General features: G+C 69.5%; 18 protein-coding genes. 6 read left to right on the forward strand and 12 right to left on the reverse strand.

The window, feature by feature from the left end; genetic code table 11:
• Window positions 1–149: 149 nt before the first annotated feature.
• The gene (locus G3I60_RS18640) at window positions 150–1,130 is read left to right on the forward strand and encodes an NADPH:quinone reductase (protein ID WP_164294082.1); all 981 of its coding nucleotides are present in this window, start codon (window positions 150–152) and stop codon (window positions 1,128–1,130) included.
• Window positions 1,131–1,179: 49 nt separating this feature from the next.
• Here G3I60_RS18640 and G3I60_RS18645 read toward each other — a convergent pair whose 3' ends face one another.
• Window positions 1,180–1,641, reverse strand: a complete 462-nt coding sequence (locus G3I60_RS18645; RefSeq protein ID WP_138355400.1) for a MarR family winged helix-turn-helix transcriptional regulator — start codon at window positions 1,639–1,641, stop codon at window positions 1,180–1,182.
• A 109-nt stretch (window positions 1,642–1,750) separates the two neighbouring features.
• Here G3I60_RS18645 and G3I60_RS18650 point away from each other — a divergent pair, with 109 nt between their 5' ends.
• Complete coding sequence (locus G3I60_RS18650; protein WP_164294083.1) at window positions 1,751–2,614, forward strand: SDR family NAD(P)-dependent oxidoreductase; 864 nt, start codon at window positions 1,751–1,753, stop codon at window positions 2,612–2,614.
• 73 nt (window positions 2,615–2,687) lie between these two features.
• Here the strand turns inward: G3I60_RS18650 and G3I60_RS18655 are convergent, their stop codons facing one another.
• The 4 genes from G3I60_RS18655 to G3I60_RS18670 all read right to left on the reverse strand — a co-directional run bounded on the left by G3I60_RS18655 (window position 2,688) and on the right by G3I60_RS18670 (window position 7,966).
• Window positions 2,688–3,851, reverse strand: coding sequence for an FAD-dependent monooxygenase (locus tag G3I60_RS18655; protein ID WP_164294084.1), 1,164 nt, complete (start codon window positions 3,849–3,851; stop codon window positions 2,688–2,690).
• Between the two features lie 220 nt (window positions 3,852–4,071).
• A complete protein-coding gene (locus tag G3I60_RS18660; protein ID WP_164294199.1) occupies window positions 4,072–4,983 on the reverse strand; it encodes a DUF5829 family protein in 912 nt (303 codons plus the stop codon).
• Between the two features lie 224 nt (window positions 4,984–5,207).
• Complete coding sequence (locus G3I60_RS18665) at window positions 5,208–6,842, reverse strand: hypothetical protein (protein WP_164294085.1); 1,635 nt, start codon at window positions 6,840–6,842, stop codon at window positions 5,208–5,210.
• A gap of 509 nt (window positions 6,843–7,351) precedes the next feature.
• Window positions 7,352–7,966: a TetR/AcrR family transcriptional regulator gene (locus G3I60_RS18670; protein ID WP_164294086.1), complete on the reverse strand. Its 615-nt coding sequence runs from the start codon at window positions 7,964–7,966 to the stop codon at window positions 7,352–7,354.
• 168 nt (window positions 7,967–8,134) lie between these two features.
• Here G3I60_RS18670 and G3I60_RS18675 point away from each other — a divergent pair, with 168 nt between their 5' ends.
• Window positions 8,135–9,286 carry an NAD(P)/FAD-dependent oxidoreductase gene (locus tag G3I60_RS18675; protein ID WP_164294087.1) on the forward strand — a complete coding sequence of 384 codons (1,152 nt, stop codon included), beginning with the start codon at window positions 8,135–8,137 and terminating at the stop codon, window positions 9,284–9,286.
• Between the two features lie 99 nt (window positions 9,287–9,385).
• Here the strand turns inward: G3I60_RS18675 and G3I60_RS18680 are convergent, their stop codons facing one another.
• A complete protein-coding gene (locus tag G3I60_RS18680; protein ID WP_164294088.1) occupies window positions 9,386–9,709 on the reverse strand; it encodes a putative quinol monooxygenase in 324 nt (107 codons plus the stop codon).
• A gap of 126 nt (window positions 9,710–9,835) precedes the next feature.
• Window positions 9,836–10,633, reverse strand: coding sequence for a DUF4232 domain-containing protein (locus G3I60_RS18685; protein WP_343241037.1), 798 nt, complete (start codon window positions 10,631–10,633; stop codon window positions 9,836–9,838).
• 438 nt (window positions 10,634–11,071) lie between these two features.
• Here G3I60_RS18685 and pip point away from each other — a divergent pair, with 438 nt between their 5' ends.
• A complete protein-coding gene (pip, locus tag G3I60_RS18690) occupies window positions 11,072–12,031 on the forward strand; it encodes a prolyl aminopeptidase (RefSeq protein ID WP_164294090.1) in 960 nt (319 codons plus the stop codon).
• A gap of 93 nt (window positions 12,032–12,124) precedes the next feature.
• Here pip and G3I60_RS18695 read toward each other — a convergent pair whose 3' ends face one another.
• The 4 genes from G3I60_RS18695 to G3I60_RS18710 all read right to left on the reverse strand — a co-directional run bounded on the left by G3I60_RS18695 (window position 12,125) and on the right by G3I60_RS18710 (window position 15,967).
• Complete coding sequence (locus tag G3I60_RS18695; RefSeq protein WP_164294091.1) at window positions 12,125–13,363, reverse strand: cytochrome P450; 1,239 nt, start codon at window positions 13,361–13,363, stop codon at window positions 12,125–12,127.
• Window positions 13,364–13,416: 53 nt separating this feature from the next.
• A complete protein-coding gene (locus G3I60_RS18700) occupies window positions 13,417–14,025 on the reverse strand; it encodes a hypothetical protein (protein WP_164294092.1) in 609 nt (202 codons plus the stop codon).
• A gap of 74 nt (window positions 14,026–14,099) precedes the next feature.
• Window positions 14,100–14,780, reverse strand: coding sequence for a response regulator transcription factor (locus tag G3I60_RS18705; protein ID WP_138355385.1), 681 nt, complete (start codon window positions 14,778–14,780; stop codon window positions 14,100–14,102).
• Complete coding sequence (locus tag G3I60_RS18710) at window positions 14,777–15,967, reverse strand: sensor histidine kinase (RefSeq protein WP_164294093.1); 1,191 nt, start codon at window positions 15,965–15,967, stop codon at window positions 14,777–14,779. Before G3I60_RS18710 ends, G3I60_RS18705 begins: the two co-directional genes overlap by 4 nt.
• Before the next feature lie 252 nt (window positions 15,968–16,219).
• Here G3I60_RS18710 and G3I60_RS18715 point away from each other — a divergent pair, with 252 nt between their 5' ends.
• Both G3I60_RS18715 and G3I60_RS18720 read left to right on the forward strand, forming a co-directional pair.
• Window positions 16,220–18,448, forward strand: a complete 2,229-nt coding sequence (locus tag G3I60_RS18715) for an MMPL family transporter (RefSeq protein ID WP_203673289.1) — start codon at window positions 16,220–16,222, stop codon at window positions 18,446–18,448.
• Between the two features lie 189 nt (window positions 18,449–18,637).
• Window positions 18,638–19,498: a class I SAM-dependent methyltransferase gene (locus tag G3I60_RS18720; RefSeq protein ID WP_164294094.1), complete on the forward strand. Its 861-nt coding sequence runs from the start codon at window positions 18,638–18,640 to the stop codon at window positions 19,496–19,498.
• A 132-nt stretch (window positions 19,499–19,630) separates the two neighbouring features.
• On the opposite strand, the gene helR is transcribed toward G3I60_RS18720, so the two are convergent.
• The gene (helR, locus tag G3I60_RS18725) at window positions 19,631–21,787 is read right to left on the reverse strand and encodes an RNA polymerase recycling motor ATPase HelR (protein ID WP_164294095.1); all 2,157 of its coding nucleotides are present in this window, start codon (window positions 21,785–21,787) and stop codon (window positions 19,631–19,633) included.
• Between the last annotated feature and the right edge of the window lie 22 nt (window positions 21,788–21,809).

The following is a 21,809-nucleotide window of genomic DNA, read 5'->3' on the forward strand; positions in this document are numbered from 1 at the left end:
TCACCGGTGGGAGCCGATGGGCGCCCGACCGCGCCGTCCGAGAGCAGTGCACCTCCCCCACGCGGGATACGTGGTCTCTTGCACAGCACGCGCCGGGCACCACGCCTACTCTCGGAAGCACGCCCGCTCACCGGCCACGGAGGTTCCCCATGATCGCGTCCTGGTACGACCTGCAGGGCCCGGCCGCCGACGTCCTCCGGGTCGGTGAGCTGCCCGATCCGCAGCCCGGCCCCGGCGAGGTCCGGGTGCGTGTGCACGTGTCGGGCGTGAACCCCGGTGACACCAAGAAGCGCCAGGGCTGGCTCGGCTCGGCGATGCCCTACCCCCGGGTGATCCCGCACAGCGATGCCGCCGGTGTCGTCGACGCCGTCGGCGACGGAGTCGGCACCGTCCGCCCCGGCCAGCGGGTGTGGGTGTACGGCGCGCAGTCCTACCGGCCCTTCGGGACCGCCGCCCAGTACGCGGTCGTCCCGGAGCACTTGGCCGTGCCGCTGCCCGACCACCTCAGCGACGACCTGGGAGCGAGCCTGGGCATCCCCGGGATCACCGCCCACCGGGCCGTGTTCGGCGACGGTACGGTGGACGGCCGGATCGTCCTCGTGCAGGGCGTCCTCGGGGCCGTCGGCTCGGTGGCGGCCGTGCTGGCTCGCTGGGGCGGTGCGACCGTCATCGGCACCGTGACGCGCGGCAGCGACCTCCCCCACGTCGACCCGGCCGTGGTGTCCCACGCCGTCGCGCTGGACGAGGACGACCCGGCGAAGGCGATCCGCGCCCACGCACCGCAGGGCGTGCATCGCGTCATCGAGGTGGCCCTGTCCGACAACGCCGACCTGGACGCGGCGGTCGTCGCCGACCATGCCGTCATCGCCGCCTACGCCACCCGGACCGACCGGACCGAAGTGCCGTTCTGGCCGCTGCTGTTCGCCAACGTGACGCTGCGCCTGCTCGGCAGCGACGACTTCCCCCTGCCCGCCAAGCGGCAGGCCGTCCGCGACCTCACCGCCGCCGCTGCCGTCGGCGCTCTGACGGCGAACGTGAGCTGCCGCTACCCGCTGGAGGAGATCGCCAAGGCGCACGACCGCGTCGACGCCGGCGTACGCGGCCGCGTCCTGGTCACCCTCACCGACTGATTCCCCCTCGCGCGCAGGGCGACCGTCAGGCCGCGGAACCGGCGGGCGCTCAGTCGTCGCGGTGCTGTTTCAGCTTCTGCCAGACGGTCTCCAGTGACTGGATGTCGTCGTCGTCCAGGAGGTCGTTGAAGACCTCGGCCAGAGCCTGTCTGCGGGTGGCGTCGGCCGCCGCGAAGGCCTCTCGGCCGGCCGGAGTGAGGGTGATCCGCACCGAGCGGGCGTCGGATGGGGCGGTGCTGCGCTCGATCAGGCCACGGGCCTGCAGCGCGTCCGCGACGCGGGAGACCTGGCTGCGGCTGAGGAGGGTTTTCGCGCCGAGGTCGGACGCGGCCACCGGTTCGCTCTGGCCGTGCAGCCACAGCATCACCTCGAACCACGACAGCGGCAGGTCATGGGCGCGGACGAGGGCGCGGTCGACGCGCGCGGTGAGCGTGGTGCCGGCCCAGACCAGGCCGTAGAAGGCGTGATCCCGGGCGGCCAGATCACCCAGGTTTATGTCGGCTCGTGGCATGGCGCAATCCTACGCGATTTGCGTGCGTGCACACACAGACGTATGGTGTGTGTGCACGCACACTATATCCGGGGGTCATCTCCCGACCCCCGGCAGAGACGAGGCCCGCATGTCCGCCCAGCCCGCCCAGCCCCAGAAGACCGTCCTGATCACCGGCACCTCCTCCGGCATCGGCCTGGCGACCGCCGTGGCCGCGGCTCAGGCCGGATGGCTGACCGTCGCCACGATGCGCGACCCGGGCAAGGCCGACGCCCTGCGCAAGGCGGCCGCCGAGGCCGGAGTCACCGACCGCATCCAGATCAAGCGCCTGGACGTGGTCGACCCCGACTCCGTGGCCGACTGCCTGACCGAGGTCATCGCCGAGCACGGTCGGCTGGACGCGTTGGTCAACAACGCCGGAGCCGGACACGTGGGCACCATCGAACAGGGCACCGTCGCGGACGTCCGCGGGACGATGGAAGTGAACTTCTTCGGCGTCGTGGAGGTCACCCGGGCCGCGCTGCCCCACCTGCGGGCATCCCAGGGACGGGTGCTGACCGTCACCAGCGTCGGCGGCGTGGTCGGGCAGCCGTTCAACGAGGCCTACTGCGCTGCCAAGTTCGCGGTCGAAGGCTTCATGGAGTCCCTCGCCCCGGTGGCAGCCACCGTCGGCGTCTCGGTGACCGTGATCGAACCAGGCGCCGTGGCCAGCGAGTTCGTTGCCAGCCAGAGCCTCGACGTCCCGGCGCTGACCGCGGCAGCCGGACCGTACGGACCCGCCCTCCAGGCCTACATCGACCGGACCATGAAAGCCTTCGGCTCCGCGCAGACCCCGGCCCAGGCCGCCGCACCGATCATCGACGCCCTCACGGCGGACCGGCCGGCGTTCCGCGTCCAGACCTCCGACCGGGCCCGCGACTTCGTCGGCACCAAGCTCGCCGACCTCGACGGCTCCACCATCCAGAGCCTCACCGGCACCTGGGTGACCGGCTGACCCGGACGTCCCCGGTTCCACCGCGTCGACCGGCTGCGGAACGCCGGTCTCCGCCCCCCGGTAGCTGGTCCGATCAGTAGTCCTTCAGGACGAGGCCATTGACCACCTGGCCGAAGTCCTGGACCTCGATATCGGCGATGGCCTCACCTTGAGCAGCACCCGTCTCGGCCGCGATGCGGGCCATGTTGGTGAGGGCGAGCTGCTGGTTCTCCGCCACGTAGCCGCGCAGGGCGTCCTGATAGGCGGGGTAGGCGATCCGGTGGTCACCGTGGGCGGCCTTCAGTTCGCCCGCCAGCACGTAGGCACCGACCATGGCCATGCTGGTGCCCTGCCCCGACATGGGCGAACCGCAGTAACCGGCGTCACCGACCAGGACCACCCGCCCGCGCCACCACTGGTCCAGGTGGATCTGGCTCATCGAGTCGAAGTGGAAGTCGGGCGCGTCCCACATGTACTGCAGTGCACGGGGAAACTCCCAGCCGACATCGGACAGACGGTCGTGGACCAGCTTCTTCTGCGCCTCGGTGTCGCGGTAGTCGTAGTCGACAGGTTCCGGTGCCTCGAATCCCGCGAAGACCCGGATCTCGGCGTTGCCGCGGGCGGTCATGATCGCACCGCCTGCGGTGCCGCCCTGGTGCCAGACCTGCCAGCGGTCCAGCTCGAGGTAGTTGGGGGCGGTGAAGACCGACAGGTAGGTGCCGAGGTGGGTGATGTACTCGGACTCCGGGCCGAAGGCCAGCCGCCGGGTGTTGGAGTGCAGCCCGTCGGCGCCCACCACCAGGTCGAAGGTGCGCGGATCGGCGTTCTCAAAGGTGGCGTGGACCCCTTGCGCGTCCTGGGCAAGGGCGACGATGGAGTCGTCGAAGAGATACTCGACGCGGTCGACGGCGGCCCGGAAGAGCACCTGGCACAGGTCGTCGCGGAGGATCTCGACATCCGGGGTGGCGAATTCACCGCCGCTGATGGTGCCTTCCGTACTGCGGTAGAGCTCCTTACCGGTGGCGTCGACCATCGACATGCCTCGCATGTCGGTGGCCAGGCTCCGCAGCTCGTCCAGCACGCCCATCCGCTCGGCGACTTCCAGCGCCGGGCCGCGCACATCGACCGCCTGACCGCCCGGTCGAAAGGCAGGGGCGCGTTCCACGACGGTGACCTCGAAGCCGTACTCGGCCAGCCAGTAGGCGAGAGCCGGTCCGCCGATGCTGGCGCCGGAGATGAGGACGGTGCTGCTCTGCATGGTGTGCTCCTTGCGAGTGCCGCTCGGGCCGATCCCGTGCGCTGCTCAGAGACTCCCTGGGGCCGCGCACCGCGCGCTGACCGCTCGCTGACCATGGGTGGACGGACCTGGTGCGACTGGCTGGGCCACCGGCCTCATGAGGCCGGGCGACCCGCGCCGCAACGCGTAGGCGCCGTGCCGAAGCCGGCACGGCGCCTACAACGGATCCGCAGGATTCCGGTTACTTCGTGTCGCCGAAATTCCAGACGGCGCGGGGGCCGGGGCCGACGGTGAGCGTCGAGTGCCCGAGCCGCTCCTCGTGCCGGTACAGGACGGACCGGTTGAGCGACATCTCGACCTGGCGCAGACCCACCTTGTCGCGGGCGACAGCGTCGAGTCGGATCGTGGTGCCGCCGCCCTGCGCAACGACGCCGCCTGCCACGGAGTGCACGCGGAACCCGCCGGCCTTCAGCAACGGCACCGTACTGGCAAGGTCGCGTTCGGTGACCGCGAGACGGACCAGGGTCACATCGCGCATCAGATGGCTGCGGTAGTCGTCGGACAGGTACCGCTCCCGGCCGACGTCACCGGGGTAGCTGGCCGGCTCGGTCTTGCTGCGCGGGTCGGCGAAGTACTCCGGCAGGTACTCCATCCCCCAGGCGCCGAAAGTGTCGTACTGGTCGGTGGTGAACACCGCGTCGAACCACGGCACCGGCACGCCGTCGCCGAAGTCTCGCGTCTGGCGGAACCCGATCGGGTTGGGGGTCCCCTGATCCCGCAAGCGCTGGGTCACCGTCGCCAGGTCGCCGGCCCGCTCTGCTGAGACCCCCATCCCGGCGGAACCGAGAACAGAGTCCTGGCCGGGCAGATCGCCGATCCCGAACAGTTCGAGGTAGGTCTGGCGGCCCATCAGATAACGACCGGTCCAGGTCTCGCCGCCGGTACCCGTCGTGGTGCGGACCTGGAAGTTGGCGAAGTTCCGCAGGTATTCGGAGTGCTCGATGGCATCGGCCGTCTCGCGGTCGAACACGCCGTAGGCATGGTTGTAGAACAGCAACTGCCGATCGGACGACGTCCGGCTCTCCCCGGCCCACGCGGTCCCCACACCCCCCTGAACCACTCCGGTGAGAACCACAGCAAGAACCATGACCATGCGCAGCATTCGGCGAAGCAGCATGTAAATGATCGTAGGACGCAGGGGACCGCATTGGCTGCCGGTTCGAGCAAAGGCAGACCGCCATCGCGGAATCCGGCACAGGCCGCGGCATCGCCGTCCGGTGTCACCGCGGCCCCGCTCAGCGGTGACCGGGCGAGTTCCGCCAGGGGATCCCGCCCGGCCACGGGTGCGACAGGAGACCTGCCACAAGGGGCCGTCGATCAGGCGCTGCGTGTGGTCTTACGGCGGCGGGTGATGATCACGGCGCCGACGCCGAGCGCGAGCACGGTGGCTCCACCGGTAGCCGTCCAGGTCATCCCTTTGCCGCCACCGGATTCGGCGAGGCTGTCACCGGAATGGCTGCCGTCCGCTGACGGGCCGCCGTCCGCTGACGGGCCGCCGGACGACGCGGGCGTCTGTTCACCGGCCTTGCCCGCCTTGATGTAGAGCCGCGCAATGTTGTTCTCGTAGTCGGCGGTCGGATCCTCACGCGTGACGGCGACCATACCGGCGTACTGTCCGGAGACGGGCTGCAGCGGTGTGATGTGGAAGGCGAACTCCGCACGCTGACCGGGCTTGAGCGGCACGCGGCTGAAGCAGTGATAAATCATCACGTTCTGCGGAAGCGGATAGGCGGAGAGCCCTTCCGGACCTCCTTGGTTGCTGGTGCAGCCCTTCGGTGTTGCAGTCACCCGGACCGTCGACGGGAAGAGCACACTGATCCACACCGTGCCGTGGAAGTCGTCATCGACAGTGCTGAAGGCACTCGTTCCGGTGTTGCGTGCGACGAATGTCGCGACGGTGTCCTTGCCTGTCACGGAGCTGAGGGTGCCGCCCTCGGCGGAAATGTCCGTGACGTTTCCGGTGACCAAGTCGGTGTAGTAGAGGTTGTTGTAGGAGTCGATGTCGTGTGTCGCGTCCAGAGCGCGCGCACGGGACGCGGTGACCGGCACGAGGCTGAGCTCGTCGCCCGTACCCCGCTTGCCCTCCGGCTCACCGACCCAGTCGTCCCCCACGAGACCCGCGCCGTACTGGATCTGGTCCCCGTGCCCGCCGGCCGGGATGGCCAGCGTCAGAGGATCCTTGAGCTCCATCGTCTGGCCAGGCTTGATCACCGTGTCCTTGAAGGTGCAGTAGGCGCCGCTCTGACCGCGGTCGCTCTGCTCGTAGACGCAGTTGCTGTGGTTGCCCAGGACCGTGGCCACCTCGTACTGATCGTGCACGAACAACACGACGCCCTTGCCGTCCTGGCTGCCCAGGTTGGTGACACGCAAGGGGAGGGCGGTGTGCGCACCAGGGGCGGCCTTGATCGAGCGTCCCAGGTCGTTGAGGGCCAGATCCGGGCCGTCGCCCGCGGTCACCTTGACGGTGTCCTGTGGCACGTGCGGGTCGTGCGACTCCGTCGCATTCTTGGCGGTCACCTTGAAGATGACGTCGCCGCTCTCGCCGCCCTTCGCGCCGGCCGCGGCACGCACACCCACGGAGAAGCCACCTCTCGACTGTGCGTCGCTGAGAACGCAGAGCTCATGGAGGTGGTCGGTGGTGTATGAGCAACCTGCCGGGAGGGCGAGTTCTCCGAACCCACGCAGAGCGGATCCGTCGACCTCGACCTTGACGCCGCGCAGTAGGTCGCCGTTCGCAATCCAGCTCCGGAAGGTGAGACTCAACGGCCGGTAGCCGTCTCCGTGCCCGCCCGTGCGCAGCGGAACGGTCCGGGAGAAGCCGGTCTCGACAGAGAAAACGTCCTTGGAGGCGGCGTTGGCCGCAGTCGCGCCCGTGCCGATGGACACGCCGGCGAGGACTGCGAGGAACGCGGCGGCACCACTCAGGGCGCGCCGCGTGAATATTGGTGTCATCTCGTCCTTCAGTCACAGAAGTTTCACGGCGCATCGTAAGCCCCACCGGATTCCCCCTATTCTAAAGGCCGGACAAAGAAAGAAGGGAGGCAACTCCTCCGGATTGTCGAGGCGAACATTCCGCTTTTCGCTGATGAGCGGCATAGGCGACGCAAGAGAATGCCAGGACTGGTTCCGGCAAGGCATTGACGCGAAAGGTAGTGTCGTGATCGCTGTCACCGAGCGGCGGTTCGACGTACTGGTGCCACCACTCCGACCAGTGCCGCACCCGGCCGTGGCGCAGCAGGTGTTCCTCCAGTTCGGCGAACCGGGGCCGCAGGCACCGATCTCCACACCGATGGCGTTGCCGTGCAGTACGGCTTCCTCCTCGGCAGGCGCCGCCTCCGGCGCTCCTGGATCAGCGCCGGGCTCGGCCGGGTGGTCCGCGCGCGGGTCCCACTGGAAGACATCGCGGACGCACGGGGGGCGGTGCGGGCCGCAGCGAGAACGCGTTGACGCCGCGGAGTTGTTCAGTCGCCCGGCCGGCCGGCGTTCCACCCGTGTTCGAGGAGCTCGAAGGCGCGGATGAGCGCCTGGTAGGAGTCGGCCTGCCCGCGCACGGCGTGGGGGGCTTCGAGGGCGAAGTGGGCGAGGGCGGCGCACGTCGGATCGGCGGCTGGGGCTCCGGCCTCCTCGGCGATCGCGTGGGCGAGGGCGGTTTCGTGGCGCAGCCACATGCTCTGGCCGTAGTCGCGCAGGGCGGGGGTGCTGTCCACGAGGTTGCTGAAGGCGGCGAAACGGCCGTCGGTGTCGGCGGCGACGATCCGGTGGCGCAGGGCGTGCTCGCACAGCGCCGCGGGAATCGACTGGCCTTCGGCCCGTTGACGCACAGCGGCCAGCAGGAGTGCTTCCTGGTCGGTCTCCTCGTCGAAGACGAGGGCCTCCTTGACCGGGAAGTGCTTGAACAGCGTCGTGGTGGACACATCGGCCGCGTCCGCGATCTCCCGGATGCCGACCTGGTCGTATCCGCGCTCGAGGAACAGACGCAGGGCCGCATCGGCGAGCGCCTGACGGGTGGCGGCCTTCTTGCGCTCGCGGCGTCCTGCCGGCGCCTGCTGCGGAGTGCCGGTCGTCGTTTCGGTCATGCCGGCACTCTACTCCAAAGTTGAACAACTGCAAAAGTTGTACCGTTGCACTTATTGAGTTGATGTGCTCTTCTGAATGAGGGCCGCGGACGCTCCCCGGCTCATGAACCCCTCCTCCCGCGCTTCCCCACCCCTCGCACCCATCCGCACAGCGAACGGAGCACACCCATGAACACCACCACCCCTCGCATAGCGATCATCGGCGCCGGCCCCGGCGGCCTCGTCTGCGCCCGCATCCTCCAGCAGCACGGCCTGACCCCCACCGTCTACGACCTGGACGCCTCCCCCACCGCCCGCGACCAGGGCGGCACCCTCGACATGCACCCCGAATCCGGCCAGCACGCACTGCGCGCAGCCGGTCTCCTGGAGGAGTTCCTCACCCTGGCCCGCCCCGAGGGCCAGCAGGTGCGGCTGGTCAGCCGCGACGGACGCGTCCTGTTCGACGCCGCCCCGCCCGGGACCGACCCCGAAGTGGGCAACCCCGAGATCGACCGTGGCCAGTTGCGCGACCTTCTGCTCGACTCCCTCAAGCCGGACACCGTGCGATGGGGACACCAGCTCACCCGCGCCGCATCACTCGGCGACGAGGGCACCCACCGCCTGCACTTCACCGACGGCACCACCGCGGAAGTCGACCTCGTCATCGGCGCCGACGGCGCCTGGTCGAAGGTCCGCCGGCTCCTGTCCGACGCCCTGCCCGACTACACCGGCGTCACCTTCGTCGAGGCCGGCCTCGACGACGCCGACACCCGCCATCCCCAGCTCGCCGCCCTCACCGGCGACGGCACGATGCTGGCCCTCGACAACAACCAGGGGGTCATCGCCCAGCGCACCAGCGGCGGACACATCCGCACCTACCTCGGCATGCGCACCGACGAGAACTGGCACCAGCGGGCCGGACTCGACCTGACCGACGCCACCGCCGTACGCGAGGCCCTCCTCAAGGAGTTCGCCGGCTGGAGCCCCGACCTGCTCGCCTTCATCACCGACACCGACACCGGCTACGTCAACCGCCCTCTGTACGCCCTGCCCGTCCCCCACACCTGGCGCCACACCCCCGGCGTCACCCTGCTCGGCGACGCCGCCCACCTCATGTCCCCCTTCTCCGGCCTGGGCGCCAACCTCGCCATGCTCGACGGCGCCGACCTCGCCCGCGCCGTCATCAGGCACCCCACCATCGACGACGCGATCACCGCCTACGAGGACGTCCTGCTGCCCCGTTCCGTCGAAGCCGCCGAAGGAGCGGCGGAGGGCATCGACGGAGCCTTCGCTCCCGACAGCGCCGACCAGACGCTCGCCCACATGACCCAACACCACTGACGAACCAACCGAACCACAGCAGGAATCAGGCCGATGACCACCTTCGGCCATCATCGGACACGGCGGATCGCGGACTGATTCCGGCGGGAGAGCCCGCAGTCAGTCGATGGAGAGCTCGCCCATCGCACTCCAGCCGGTCGCGTCTTCGATCGTCGTGCTCACGATGTCGGGCGTACGGCGCAGCAGGGGGCGCATGCGCTCCAACGCCGCCCGGAAATGATCGGAGTTCACGTGCGCTGCGGCCGCGTCGTTCTGGAATGCCTCCACCAGAACGTAAGTGTTGGGCTCTTCGAGGCTACGCGACCACTCGAACCACAGATTGCCCGGCTCGGCCCGGGTGCCACTGGTGAAGGCGTCGACGTGCGTCGGCCACTCATCCGCATACTCGGGCTTCACGGGGAACTTGACGACAATAAAGATCATCCGGTGATTTTAGGCCATCCGGAACATCCTGCGCCGGGACACGCTCCTACCGGGAAACCCCAGGACATCCGGACAGTGGCAGAGCGGCGGAAGGACCCGGGCGCCTGAGCAGGCTGCTCTTCACGGTCACCTGGGGACGGCGGTCAGGGACGGCGGCGCCGGCCTGCCGGACGTGCCGCCGGTGACCGGCCCCATCGTGTCGTCCCTCTTCCAGGGGCCGACACCCAGCTTCCCTGTCGAGCCCAGGTCGAGTTCGGGGATCACCGTCATCGGGGCGGCACCGGGCTTCGCCCACACCCTCACGTACGGGGCGTTCACCGGATCGCCGGCGCCGGCTTCGTAGGTGTTGCGCCAGACCATATCGGCGTAAGCGCTCTCGCCCGGCTTCAGGACCAGTTGCTGGGGCACCCCGTCGGCTCCGGAGCTCGCGGTGATCGCGCTGCCGCCGTGGAGGACCTTCACGCTGCTGACGGGCTTGTGGCCCTCGTCGAGGATCTGAAGCTGCGGGTAGCCGTTGAGCCGGTAAGTCTGTGTACCGCAGTTCCGCAGGTGGAGACCAACGGCGCGCAGTCCCATGGCGGCGTCGCCCTTGTCGACGTACACACTCACTCCCGAGAGCGGACAGGCGCCACCCGCCGGGGCCGCTTCGGCGGTGGGGACGCTCCTGACCTTGGTGATCCGCACGCCTGCCTTACCCTTGGCCTTTCCGTCCGTATGCGAGTGCATCGCGTCGACAGCGAAGACCCGCTTCACGGACCGACCCGGTGCGACGGACGGAACCGTCTGCTCCATGGACGACGGTTCCCTGCCGGAGTCCGGCAGGAACGCGAAAGCGATCGTGTAGGTGAAGGGTTCGGCGCCGTGGTTGGTGACCTCGAACTCGGCGCAGGCGCTGGAACCGCTGCTGAATCCCGTGATCCTCACTCCGTCCTTCTCAAGACCGGAAGGGGATCCAGGCGGCGCCATATCGCTGGGCGCGACCCACGTGTCGGAGGACCGCGCGCCGCAGGATGCTGTGCCGGATGGATCCGCGGAGTCGGCTCCCTCCGCCCGTGGCGAGCCGCCGCCCGACGAGGCGACCCTCTGCGTTCCGCAAGCCGTGAGCACAAGAACGCCGGCCACGACGAGGGGAAGGGTGAGGGAGACGCTACGCATTCGGTGAGTCGATCAGGCTTGGACCGGGTCAGCCATGACGGGAGTCACAGCGGTGGTAACAGGCCTGTCACAGAAGGGAGGAGCCGTGCGGAGAGGGGCCTGACGAGGAGCCGGCCGTGCTCGCGGACCTGAGCTGAATCCGGTCGCGAAGGTAGTGTGAGCGGCTTGTGCCTGTTCGGGCGACCTCGTAGGAAAGAGAGTCAGACCATGGCCGCGCCTTACCCGCCGATCGAACCCTACGACCACGGCATGCTCCCCACCGGGGACGGCAACCTCGTCTACTGGGAGGCCTGCGGCAACCCCGACGGCAAGCCCGCCCTGGTCGTCCACGGGGGCCCCGGTTCGGGCTGCTCGACCGGCCGCCGCAGCTCCTTCGACCCGGAGCGCTACCGGATCATCCTCTTCGACCAGCGGGGATGTGGACGCAGCACACCCCACGCAAGCGATCCGGCCGCCGACATGGACCTCAACACCACCGAACACCTGATGGCCGACATGGAGCAGTTGCGCGAGCATCTCAATGTCGAACGGTGGCTGCTCTTCGGCAGCTCCTGGGGTTCCACGCTCAGCCTCGCCTACTCCGAGCGGTACCCGGAACGAGTTTCGGAGATCGTCCTCGTCGCCGTCACCAGCACTCGTCGCACCGAGATCGACTGGCTCTACCGGGGGGTGGGCCGCTTCTTCCCCGAGGCCTGGGAGCGGTTCCGCGACGGTGTTCCCACGGCCGACCGCGACGGTGACCTCGTCGGGGCGTACGCACGCCTCATGAACAACCCCGACCTAAACGTACGGACCAAGGCCGCGCTCGACTGGTGCGCCTGGGAGGACGCGGTCCTGTCCGCGGAACCCAACGGCGCACCCACCCCGTACAGCGACAGGCCGCCCCTCGCCATGCTCGCCTTCGTCCGGATCTGCGCGCACTACTTCGCACACGGAGCCTGGCTGGAGGAGGGCCAGCTGATCCGCGACGCGGGACGTCTGGCGAACATCCCCGGCGTCCTCATCCACGGCCGCCTCGACATGAGCGGACCGCTGGACACGGCCTGGGAACTCAGCCGCGCCTGGCCCGGCTCGGAATTGATCGTCATCGACGACTCGGGGCACAAGGGCAGCGCGACGATGAGCGCTGCACTGTACGAGACCTTCGAGCGGTTCGCGCCACGATGACCTCAACTGGCCCGGCTGGGCACGCCGGCCTGGCCGGGCCGGCGTGCATCGCGGCCAGGCCCCATGGTCAACGACCGGCGCTGTACGCGCCGTTCAGTACCGCACCGGGAGAGCGAGCAGTCCCCGGGCCCGCATCGAGGGCCGCCACCGCAGAGTGTCGGGTGGAACGTCGAGGGCGAGGTGGGGAAAGCGGTCGAGGAGCGCGATGAGGGCGATCTCGGTCTCCATGCGGGCCAGTGGCGCGCCGAGGCAGTAGTGGATGCCGTGCCCGAGGGCGAGGTGGCCGGTGGCGTCGCGGGTGATGTCGACGTGGTCGGGATCGGCGAACTGGCCGGGGTCACGGTTCGCCGCGGCCAGGGACAGCAGGACGGTCTCGCCGGCCGGGATCGTGACACCGCCGATGGCGATGTCCTCCAGTGGGAAGCGACGGATCGCCAGCGGTGCGGGCCCGTCGTGCCGGGCGAGCTCCGCGACCGCGCCGTCGACCCGGCCCGGTTCCGCCCGCAGCGCTTCGAGTTGGTCGGGGGCGGTCAGCAGGGCCAGGGTGGCGTTGCCGATGAGGTGGATGGTGTTTTCGTAGCCGGCGAACAGGATGAGGAAGACCAGTGACATCAACTCGTCCTCGCTGAGCCGGTCCTCGTCGCCCTCCCCGGCCCCGAAGCGGTCCTGATGGCTCTCGTCCCGTGCGGCGATCATCGCGGAGAGCAGGTCGTCGGCGGGGTGGGACCGCTTGTCGGCGATCAGGTGGGTGAAGTACCCCAGCATGCTCCCGACCGCTTCCTTGGCGCGCGAGGGCTGGGCGGGGTCCGGGGTGATGAGGGCATCGGTCCAGGACCGGAAGTCCTGGCGGTCGGCCGGAGCCACCCCGAGCAGGTCGCAGATGACGGTGATCGGCAGTGGGGCCGCGTACGAGGCGATCAGATCGGTACGACCGTGCGGGGCGATGGCGTCCAGCAGGTCGTCGGCGATCCGCCGGATCGGGGCGCGCAGCTCCTCGATCCGGCGGGGCGTGAACGCCTGCGAGACCAGTCGGCGGATACGGGTGTGGTCCGGCGGGTCCATGTTCAGCAGGTTCGCGTCCAACGCGGGCGGCAGGGCGAGTCCTTGGTAGCCGCCGGGCCGCGCGTTGCGCTTGTCCAGAGCGAGCCGCGGATCCGCCAGCGCCCGGCGCACATCGGCGTAGCGGGTGATCAGCCAGGCCGGCAGTCCGTCCGTACCGGTGATCCGGTGAACGGGCCCGGCCTCGCGCAACCGCGCGTACACGGCGTGCGGATCGTCGATCAGCTCGGCGGGGTCAAAGGACTGCGGAGGGCCGGACGTTGTGGTGGGCATGAACCCACCCTAGATTCCCCACCTCGCCATCTCACGTCCGGTAGCGCACCGAACTACCGCCTGCACAGGCGACCTGCGACGGCCCTGTGGACGGAGCAGTTCGGGATGTCCCGGAAACCCGACCGGCGGACGAGCGCTTCGTTCAAGACCGGGTGGCACCGTGCGATCGAGACTGCCCGCATGACCGAACGAACCTTCACCCCAGCACTGGGCCGTGTCGCCCGGGTGCGGGTGCGGGTGCGGGTGCGGGTGCGGGTGCGGCACCGCAATGGCGGGTCGGCATGGGGGACGCGCTGGTGGAGGTCATCGGCGCGGATGTGGCGAGCACCGTGGCCTCCAGCCTGGTCCTTCACCAATGTCCGGTCGTGATGAAGGGGCGAAGGCGCTGGGGTGACAGCCCGGCCGTCGCGGCGAGACCCGGCATCGGAACTGACCAGGGTCGTCATCGCCAGGATGCGATGCCGCGTCATCGGCGGCACGATCAGCGCCTTGGCGCGGTGGTGGGTGCCGTAAGCGTCCACCATGGTCACCTCGCCCTGGACGGCGATGGCGACTTGGAAGGCGGCGTGGGCATGCAGCGAGCCCGCCGCCGACGGGCCCCGGTACACGGCGTTGCCCTCGCGGATGGCGAATCCCGGCACCATCTCCGCCCCCACCTCCACACCCTCGATACTGCCAGGCAGACACGACACCAGCGGCCGGGTCCTGGAGATGGTGTCCTGTCCGGGGCCTGCCGCTAGTTCTGCTGGGTCTCCACGAGACCTGACTCGTAGGCGGCGATCACCGCTTGGGCTCGGTCCCGGACGCTGAGCTTGTCGAAGATGCTGGTGATGTAGTTCTTGACGGTGGAGACGGTGATGTCCAGCGCGCGGGCGATCTCCGCGTTGTCGAGGCCGGTGGCGATCAGGCGCCACACCTCGACCTCGCGGGGCGTGAGTTCATTGAGGCTGATCGGTGGCTTCTGCGGACGGTGCGGGGCTCTGACGTAGGTGGAGATGAGCCGGGTGAGCAGCCGGGGCGCGACGGTGGCCTCACCCGCGTGGACGATGTGGATCGCCGCGACGAGTTCCTCCGGGGAGATGTCCTTGGGCAGGAATCCGTAGGCGCCGGCGCGGAGCGCGCCCACGACGTACTCGTCCATGTCGAAGGTGCTCAGGGCCAGCACACGGCAGTCGGGGAGCGCGGCGGCGAGCTGCTCGGTCGCCTGGACACCGTCGAGGACGGGCATCCGGATGTCCATCACGACGACGTCCGGCCGGAAGCGGTGCGCGAGGGCGACGGCCTGTTCGCCGTCCTCAGCCTCGGCCACCACCTCGAACGCCGGGTCGGGGGAGAGGATGAGTGCCAGGCCGCGCCGTACCAGCGGCTGGTCGTCGGCGATCAGCACGCTGATCTTCTGCTGCGGGACTGCGCTCATCGGAGGAGTTCCGCTCTCTCATCCGCTGCCAGTGGCAGGCTGGCCGCCACCCTGAATCCGCCGCCGTCCAGCCCGCCGGTCTCCAGGGTGCCGCCCTGCAGGGCGACACGTTCGTGCATGCCGATCAGCCCGTAGCCGGTGCGGGACGCCGCTGCCGTTTCCAGCGCTCCCACGGGCACCAGCGCGCCCGCGCCGTCATCGAGGACCTCGACGTCAACGCGGTCCGGGAGATACGTCAGCTGTACCGACGCGCGGGCCCGGCCGGCGTGTTTGCGAGCGTTGGTGAGTGCTTCCTGTACGACCCGGAACACGGTGAGCCCGACGGTCGGCGGCAGTGGTCGCTCCTGGCCGCAGACCCGGAACTCGGTGGGCAGGCCGGCCAGCCGGGACTCGGTGACGATGCGGTCGATGTCATCGGCTCCGGGTTGGGGTGCGTGCGGCGCGAGCTCCGGTTCGTCGCCCGCGCGCAGGACGTCGAGGAGCTGGCGCATCTCGCCCAGGGCCATCCGCCCGGAGGACTCCAGGGTGAGCAGCGCGTCCCGCGCGGCTTCGGGGTTGCCCGCGAGGTTGGCTCGTGCCCCGCCGGCCATCAGCTGCATGGTGGTGATGTGGTGGGCCACGATGTCGTGCAGTTCCCGGGCGATGCGACGCCGTTCGTCGGCCACCGCTCGGTCGGCCAGCAACCTGCGGGTCGCCGCGACCTCCTGTTGCCAGCGCCTGACCACGATCGCCGTTATGACGACGATAAGGACGGCGAGGACATTGGCAAGGACGTCCGTCCTCGACGTGGTCCGCCCGAAACTCTGACTCAGCAGCGTCAGGAGCACCGTCACGATGGACACCACCGCTGTGATCGGACCGGAGCAGACCCGGGCCGCCGAGTACAGGCCCACCGTGATGACCGCTCCGAAGTGGCTCGGCAGCGACGAGGACAGATTCAGCACCGCGGTGAAGGCCAGCACGGCGATGAACGCCGGCATCGGATGGCTACGGCGGGCCAGCAGCGGCAGAGCGGACAGGACGACGAGAAGGACTCCAGGGACCGTGACGGAACCGTCCTCGGTCTGGCTGCCGATCAGGTAACCGAGAAGGTCCACGACTGCGGCCCCGACGGCAACGAGCCCGTCGTTGCGCGTCCACGGCAGCGCGCCGGGAATCAGTGGCGCGGTGTACCGGCGCGTTCGCATGGTGCCCCTCCCTGTTCTCGGCCCTCCGGGTGCTCCCCCGGGCGGACGACCTGCTGGCTGATCCATTCTCGCATCGGGCCGAGGGCCGTACATTCCCCCTGCGGCTGATCTTCGACCAGGACCACGGTCCTGGTCGGGGACCATTGCCGGACCCCGGACCCCTGATCGTGTTCATCCTCTGCTCGGACGATCTCCAGGGCCCCCGCGTGATGGTCTGGAAACCGGCCGGGATCCCCCGGCGATGAAGTCCATTTGCCGGAGGACACAGTGATCCGCGCCCTGACCGGATTCTCCACCAGAAACCCGTGGAAGGTCATCGCCGTCTGGGCGGTGCTGGGTATCGTTCTGACCGCTCTGAGTTCGACGTTGATCTATCGGGTCACCCAGAACCAGACCGGGGATTTCCTGCCCAAGACGTATGACTCGGCCGCCGCGCTGAAAATCGCCGAGGACCAATTCGGGGTGAAATCCGACGCCAATACGGTCACCGTGCTCGTCGCCCGACCGGACGGCAAGGCCCTCACCGCGGCGGACCAGCAGCGGGTCGGCGCCGAGGCCGAGAAACTCGGCCGGCACCGGGTCACCATGCCCAAACCCAAGGACGGCGGACCGTCCTTCCTGCTCAAGGACTATTCACAAACGCCCCGGGTCACCCCGGCAATGATGGCGCCCGACCGGAGTTTCGAGCTGCTCTCCGCAGAGCTGGTCGGCAATTCCACGGCCCCCGGAATGCAGGACCTCTACCGGGCCTTCCGGGATGACGCCCGCGCGCAATTCACCGACGCGGGAATGCGCACCGGATTCACCGGCGGCCTGGCCGACACCGTCGACACCACCGACGCCGGTGAGACCGCCTCGAAGATCACGTCGATGCTCGTCATCGGGCTCATCGTGCTGCTCAATGTGCTGGTCTTCCGCAGCGTTCTCGCGGCATTGCTGCCACTGCTCGCCGTCGTCTTCATCGGCGGTGCGGCGTCGGGTGCCGTCGTCGGCGCCGCGATGCTCACCGGAATCAAACTGGACCCGGGCACCCCCTCACTGATCAGTGTGGTCCTGCTCGGCATCGGCACCGACTACCTGCTGTTCCTGCTGTTCCGCTTCCGCGAACAGCTGCGGGCGCACCCGGAGCAGAACGCCCGCACGGTGGCCGGTGAGGTATCCGGCCGAGTGGGCAACGCCATCACCTCGGCGGCGCTGACCATCGTGGCCGCCTTCGCCACACTCGGGGTTGCGTCCTTCGGACAGTTCCGGGTGCTCGGTCCGGCCATCGCCGTCTCGGTCCTGGTCATGCTGCTGGGCAGTCTCACCTTGATGCCGGCCATGCTGGCGGCAGCCGGCCGCAAGATGTTCTGGCCCTCCCGGGCCCTCAAGCGCGAGCCCCGTCCGGGCTCTGCCGCCCGCTTGGGCGACCTGGTCGCACGCCGGCCGCTGATGATGCTCGTCGCCTCCGTCGTCATGCTGGGCGCGCTGTCCGCCGGGCTGGTCGGGATCCGGATGGACTACGGCCTGCACAACGGAGGACCGCAGACCGCGGCCGCGACCACCGCCACCGAGATCTCCCGTGCCCTGCCGGCCGGCGTATCGGACCCGACGAGCGTCTTCGTCACCGCCAAGGACGGCGGCACCCTGCGCTCGGACCGGCTCGACGCCCTCTCCCAGGCTCTCACCAAGGTCAAGGGCGTGGGCCAGGTGGGCAAGACCACCCTGAACCAGGACCACCGCGCCGCTCGGATCGACCTCTACCTGACAGCGGATCCGCAGAGCCAGCAGGCACGTGACCTGGTCTCCGGGCCGGTCCGGGATACGGTCGCCGCGCACACACCCACCGGTTTGACAGCACATGTCGGCGGGACGGCAGCGATCTTCGCCGACATATCGACCGCGGTCGACCATGACCTGAAGATCGTGTTCCCGGTCGCGGCCGTGCTGATCTCTCTGATCCTGCTCGTGCTGCTGCGAAGCCTGCTCGCGCCGATGATCCTCATGCTCTCCGTCGGCCTCGGCTTCGCCGCCACCCTCGGCGCCTCCACCCTGCTGTTCCAGCGCCTGTTGAACAAGCCGGGCGTCGCCTTCACCCTGCCCCTGGTGCTGTTCCTGTTCGTCGTCGCGCTGGGCACCGACTACAACATCCTGATCAGCGACCGCATACGGGAGGAGATGGAACGGCCGGGACCGGCCCGCGCAGCCGTGGCCCGTGCCGTACGGCACACCACGCCGGCCATCGCGACCGCGGGGCTGGTACTGGCCGGCTCCTTCGCGAGTCTCGCGGCCACTCCGTCGAGCCAGCAGGTCGGCTTCGCGACAGCCCTCGGCATCATGCTCTCCGCGTTCGTCCTGTCGATCGTGCTGGTGCCCGCACTGGCCGCCCTGCTCGGCCGCAGCATCTGGTGGCCGGTCCGCCCCGGCAAGCACGCAAGCCGTCACCCGCAACACCACACGAACGTGCCGACGCAGGAGCGTGACCGGATCCCGTCCTACTGACCGTGCAATCCACGGTGTCCCCGCTCACGAGCGGGGACACCCGCGCGCGGCCTGGTCAGCCGGCCTTGGACAGCGCCTGCGGTGCGTAGATCTCGACTGCATCCATCAGACGGCCCACCCTCCGAGTGGTCCCCGACCCGTCACCGACCGTCCCGGACGCCGGCCGCGCCGTGGAATCATCAGGATGTGATGGGCGACTGGGAGTGGGACGACACGCTGTTCCTCGGCACAGCCACCTACTACGGGCGCGGGAGGCTGCCCTACGCTCCCGGGCTCGCGGACCTGCTGGCCACGGCCGTACAGCTCGACGGGCGGGGGCGTTTGCTCGATGTGGGATGTGGTCCTGGCACCCTCGCCCTGAGCCTGGCGCACCTGTTCGGCGAGATCGTCGGTCTGGACCCGGACGGTGGAATGCTCGCCGAAGCCGAGCGCGGGGCCGCACGGGCGGGAGCGGCCCGAAAGGCGCGGTGGGTGCAGGCCCGGGCCGAGGAACTGCCCGTGGGTCTTGGAGAGTTCACCGTCGCGACGTTCGGCCAGTCCTTCCACTGGATGGATCGCGACCTGGTGGCGGCCACCGTCAGGGACATGCTCCGGCCCGGCGGGGCGCTGGTGCACATCTCCGACCTCAAGACGGAGATCCGAACCGTCAACGGACTTCCGTATCCAGCCGTGCCCTACGCCGCGATCGACACGCTGGTCAGGCACCACCTGGGACCGGTCCGACGAGCCGGGCGCGGGGTGCTGACGCACGGAACACCCGGTGATGAGGCGGCGGTGCTCACACGGGCCGGCTTCTCCGGCCCCCAACGCCATGTCGTCCCCGGCGGGCAAGCGCTGGAACGCACGTCCGACGACGTCGTCGCGTGGGCGTTCTCCATGTCGTCCTCGGCTCCCCATCTGTTCGGCCCGCACCGCGACGACTTCGAGGCGGATCTCCGTCGGCTACTGCGCGACGTGTCCCCGGCAGACCGGTTCTCCGAACGACAGCCGGGCACCGAGGTCTTCGTCTGGTGGAAGAGCCCCGCCGGGCCCGCACCGCTGCCGGCGTAACGCGGACCAACGGACCAGCGCGAACCAGCCGACCTGCGCGCCCACCCCGCGCGCAGGTCCGCTGCATCCGCACCGCGCATCGGCGGCGGCCTTCACCACCGCCGGGTGGCGCTCAGGTCGTCCTGGCCGAGGTCAGGAGCTCGTGAGGATGACGAGTTGCTGAGTCGCGCGGGTCATCGCGACATAGCGATCAACGGCTCCCTCGATGCCCGTGCCGAACGACTCCGGGTCGATGAGGACCACCAGGTCGAACTCGAGCCCCTTCGACAGCTCCGGGGTCAGCGACCGAACGCGGGATGTCGCCCGGAACGTGGGATCACCGATGACGCAGGCGATGCCTTCGTCATGGGCGGTGAGCCACGTGTCGAGGATCGAGTCCAGCTCCGCAACGGATCCATGGACGACGGGGAGATCGCTGCTGCGGATGGAGGTCGGCACATTGGCGTCCGGGAGTACGGTCCGGATGACCAGCTCGGCCTCCGTCATCACCTCTTCCGGCGTCCGGTAGTTGATGCTCAGGGAGGCCACGGTGATCCGGTCGAGCCCGACCCGCTCGAGCCGTTCCTGCCACGACTCCGTGAACCCGTGCCTGGCCTGGGCGCGGTCCCCGACGATGGTGAAGCTCCGGGACGGGCAGCGCAGCAGCAGCATCTGCCATTCGGCATCGGTCAGTTCCTGCGCCTCGTCCACGACGACGTGCGCGAACGGACCGGCCAGCACATCGGGTTCGGCGCCGACCAGTGCGCTCTCGTCGATCAGGGTGTCCTGCAGGTCCTGTCCGCGCAGCATCCCCACCGCGCCTTCGCTCTCGTCGATCAGCATGTTCTGCAGCAGGCTGTCGATGGCGGCGGCCCTGGTCGCGCGTTCGGCGGCGACGGCGGCCTCGTTCCGCCGCATGCGCCGGGACGCCTCCGGGTCGCCGAGCCGCTGCCGTGCCGCGTCCAGGAGCGGCAGGTCCGACACCGTCCAGGCCTCGGTCTGCGCGCGCTGCAGCTTGCGGACGTCATCGGGACCGAGCCAGGGCGCGCACTTGCGCAGATAGGCGGGCACCGACCACAGATCCGCGACGAGGTCGGTCGCCTCGACCAGGGGCCACGCCCGGTGGAGGGCCTTGAGCAGCGCCCTGTCCTGCAGCAGCGACCTCCGCAGCAGCTCGGGCGAGGCTTCGCTGTCGTCCTTGTCCATCAGGATCGTGAGCAGCTCCTCCATGATCTGTTCGTGTGCCTCGTTGTGCGGAGTGCCCTGCTCCACCGCTTCGAACGCGACGGCCCAATCACGGGGGCTCAGCCAGAGGTCGGACCAGTGGGTCGCGACCGTCATCCCCTTGGTGGGCGGCTCCTCGTAGATGCCGACGGCCGCCTCGATAGCCTTCACCAGGTCCGCGGACGACTTCAGACGGGCCACGTCCGGGTCGGGCTCGATCACTGCTCCGGCTCCCTCGGCGACGAGGTCCCGCAGGGTGCAGGTCTGCACGCCCTCCTCTCCGAGGCTGGGCAGGACATCGGCGACGTAGGCCAGGTAGGGCTGGTGCGGGCCGACGAACAGCACGCCGCCCCGACGGTGCCCGAGGCGGGGATCGGAGTAGAGGAGGTAGGCGGAGCGGTGCAGGGCGACGACGGTCTTCCCCGTACCCGGGCCGCCGTCGACGACGAGAGCGCCGCGGGATCCCGCCCTGATGACGGCGTCCTGGTCGGTCTGGATGGTGGAGAGCACGTCCCGCATCCGGGCCGACCGGTTGCTGCCCAGGCTGGCGATGAACGCGGACTGGTCGTCGAGCGCGGCGCGCCCTTCGAGCCCGTCGGCGGTGAACACCTCGTCCCAGTAGTCGCTGATCCGGCCGCGGGTCCAGCGGTACCTGCGGCGGCTCGCCAGACCCATCGGGTTGGCGTGGGTCGCCGCGAAGAACGGCTCAGCCGCAGGGGAACGCCAGTCGAGCAGCAGCCGGCGACCAGTGCTGTCGGTGAGGCCGAGTCGTCCGATGTACACCGGCTCGGAGTCTTCCGCACTGACGATGTGGCCCAGACACAGGTCGAGACCGAAGCGCCGCAGGGCGCGCAGCCGACCGGTCAGGCGGTGGATCTCCGTGTCGCGGTCCATCGCTCCGCGGCCGATGCCGCCGGGTGCCCTGCGCTCGGCGTCGAGGAGGGCGGACAGTTCGGCGATCGCCTGCTCGAGGCTCTCCGCGATGGCCGCGAAGTGCTGCTCGTCGCCGGCGATCATCGCCGGTTCCGCCTTGGGCGCGAGGCGGTCGGGAAGGTCGAACGCGCTGGTGGTGGTCAGAGGGTTCATGTTCATCGCCTCCGGTCCGAGG

The sequence above is a fragment of the Streptomyces sp. SID13666 genome (genome assembly GCF_010548325.1).
GTDB classification, from domain to species: Bacteria; Actinomycetota; Actinomycetes; order Streptomycetales; family Streptomycetaceae; genus Actinacidiphila; species Actinacidiphila fildesensis.

Bases quoted from the DNA above. Each gene is read 5' to 3' on its own strand.
- G3I60_RS18650 (WP_164294083.1), top strand. From the start codon at position 1,751: ATGTCCGCCCAGCCCGCCCAGCCCCAGAAGACCGTCCTGATCACCGGC.
- G3I60_RS18680 (WP_164294088.1), bottom strand. From the start codon at position 9,709: ATGATCTTTATTGTCGTCAAGTTCCCCGTGAAGCCCGAGTATGCGGAT.
- G3I60_RS18645 (WP_138355400.1), bottom strand. From the start codon at position 1,641: ATGCCACGAGCCGACATAAACCTGGGTGATCTGGCCGCCCGGGATCAC.
- G3I60_RS18665 (WP_164294085.1), bottom strand. From the start codon at position 6,842: ATGACACCAATATTCACGCGGCGCGCCCTGAGTGGTGCCGCCGCGTTC.
- G3I60_RS18720 (WP_164294094.1), top strand. From the start codon at position 18,638: ATGGGCGACTGGGAGTGGGACGACACGCTGTTCCTCGGCACAGCCACC.
- G3I60_RS18695 (WP_164294091.1), bottom strand. From the start codon at position 13,363: ATGCCCACCACAACGTCCGGCCCTCCGCAGTCCTTTGACCCCGCCGAG.
- G3I60_RS18660 (WP_164294199.1), bottom strand. From the start codon at position 4,983: ATGGTCATGGTTCTTGCTGTGGTTCTCACCGGAGTGGTTCAGGGGGGT.
- G3I60_RS18710 (WP_164294093.1), bottom strand. From the start codon at position 15,967: ATGCGAACGCGCCGGTACACCGCGCCACTGATTCCCGGCGCGCTGCCG.
- G3I60_RS18640 (WP_164294082.1), top strand. From the start codon at position 150: ATGATCGCGTCCTGGTACGACCTGCAGGGCCCGGCCGCCGACGTCCTC.
- pip (WP_164294090.1), top strand. From the start codon at position 11,072: ATGGCCGCGCCTTACCCGCCGATCGAACCCTACGACCACGGCATGCTC.
- helR (WP_164294095.1), bottom strand. From the start codon at position 21,787: ATGAACCCTCTGACCACCACCAGCGCGTTCGACCTTCCCGACCGCCTC.
- G3I60_RS18655 (WP_164294084.1), bottom strand. From the start codon at position 3,851: ATGCAGAGCAGCACCGTCCTCATCTCCGGCGCCAGCATCGGCGGACCG.
- G3I60_RS18705 (WP_138355385.1), bottom strand. From the start codon at position 14,780: ATGAGCGCAGTCCCGCAGCAGAAGATCAGCGTGCTGATCGCCGACGAC.
- G3I60_RS18670 (WP_164294086.1), bottom strand. From the start codon at position 7,966: ATGACCGAAACGACGACCGGCACTCCGCAGCAGGCGCCGGCAGGACGC.
- G3I60_RS18675 (WP_164294087.1), top strand. From the start codon at position 8,135: ATGAACACCACCACCCCTCGCATAGCGATCATCGGCGCCGGCCCCGGC.